2 protein-coding genes are annotated in these 1,643 nt (G+C 42.3%); both read left to right on the forward strand.

Annotated features, from left to right (window positions below):
- On the forward strand, window positions 1–1,085 hold a 1,085-nt coding region (locus tag QMD21_07685; protein MDI6856643.1), incomplete at its 5' end, for an FAD-dependent oxidoreductase.
- Between the two features lie 117 nt (window positions 1,086–1,202).
- Window positions 1,203–1,643, forward strand: a 441-nt coding sequence (locus QMD21_07690; GenBank protein MDI6856644.1) for a right-handed parallel beta-helix repeat-containing protein, incomplete at its 3' end; no start/stop codon positions are given.

Genomic DNA, 1,643 nt, shown 5'->3' on the forward strand with positions numbered 1-1,643 from the left:
TTAAAAAAAAGATTAAAATAGGTAAGAGGGTTGGTGTGATCGGTGGAGGCAATGCCGCTGTTGATGCTGCCAGAGTCGCTAACCGTATCAAGGATTGCGAAACGGTTTCTATAATATACAGGAGAACAAGAGCAGAGATGCCTGCATTCAAAGAAGAGGTAGATGCTGCTGTTGAGGAGGGAATTAATGTACAGTTTTTAACTGCGCCCACCAAGGTTTTAACTAAAAATGGGAAAGTTACGGGGATTGAATGTATTAAGATGAGACTAGGGGAAATGGATGAAACAGGTAGAAAAAGACCTATCCCGATCAAGGGCTCCGAGTTTACCATCGAGCTTGATACAATAATAGTTGCTATAGGTGAGCAGCCAGATATTTCGTTTCTCAGTAGTAACAGCAGACTTGAAATATCCACCCACAATACACTGGTAGTGAACCCTGAGACCCTTACCACAAATATAGAGGGTGTTTTTGCTGCTGGCGATGTTGTAAAAGGCCCTGCGAGTGTTGTTGAGGCAATTGCTATGGGCAAGAAAGCTGCGTCTTCAATCGACAAATACCTCGGTGGCGATGGTGTTATCGATATAGCGTTAGTAGAGAAGGAGAAGCCAGAGCATTGGCTTGGAAAAGAAAAGGGCTTTGCAGATCTAAGGCGCAGCCAAACGCCAAAAATACCTGTTGAGCAGCGGAGAAGCTTTGCAGAAGTAGAGCTTTGCTTTGATAAGGAGCTTGCGGTCAAAGAAGCTTCAAGATGCTTGCAATGCGACCTAAGGTTGCAAATCTCAAAGCCTATGTTTCCGCCAGAAAAATGGCTGGAGTTTAGGTCTGAGTTTGTGAGCGCTGTTCCTGAACTAGAGGGCGTGTATCAACTACTCAACGAAAAAAAATTCATAATTTATATTAAGGGCACAGCTAATTTACGCAAAGAGCTAGAGGAGCAATTAAAAACAAATGACAAGGCACGGTACTTTAGCTACGAAGAAGAGCCTATGTATACAAAAAGGGAAACAGAGCTCTTACAGCAATTCCTCCAGCAGCATGGCAAGCTACCTGAAGGAAACGAGGAATTGGAAGAGCTTTTTTGAGAGCGTCTGCAAACTCGGCGGAGATATACAGCATTTTTATATGATAGGGGGAAGCGTTCGAGTAGAAGGGCGCGCAAGTTTTAAATTGCACTTATCCTATTATTCTCCATAAGAAAAATGAAATCAATAACTCTTGCAGTTTCTATTCTGGCTGGAATTTTGGTTTTGAGCGCAATTGTAGTGCTTGCAGGGAACGCAGGGGTGGCTACAGTTAGCGAAACAAAATCTGAAAGTATTGGGAAGGGAATCACTTCGCATGCACCAATCTATATTAATGGCAACTCTCAGTTCACATCTGCAAATGGCGTAACCTCTGGCTCAGGCACGGAAAGCGACCCATACATCATAGAAAACTGGGATATAGATGCGAGCAGTGCAAATGGGATTGAGATAAGAAATACAGACGTATACTTCATAATAAGGAACTGCGTAATTCACGATGGAAAAAGCAACTACAAATATGGCATCCACTTCTACAATGTCGAAAATGGCAAAATAGAGAATATAACTTCTTACAACAATCTTTATGGCATCTATTTCAAGTATTCCTCAAACAAC

The sequence above is a fragment of the Candidatus Thermoplasmatota archaeon genome (assembly GCA_030018475.1).
In the GTDB taxonomy this organism is placed as follows: Archaea; Thermoplasmatota; JASEFT01; order JASEFT01; family JASEFT01; genus JASEFT01.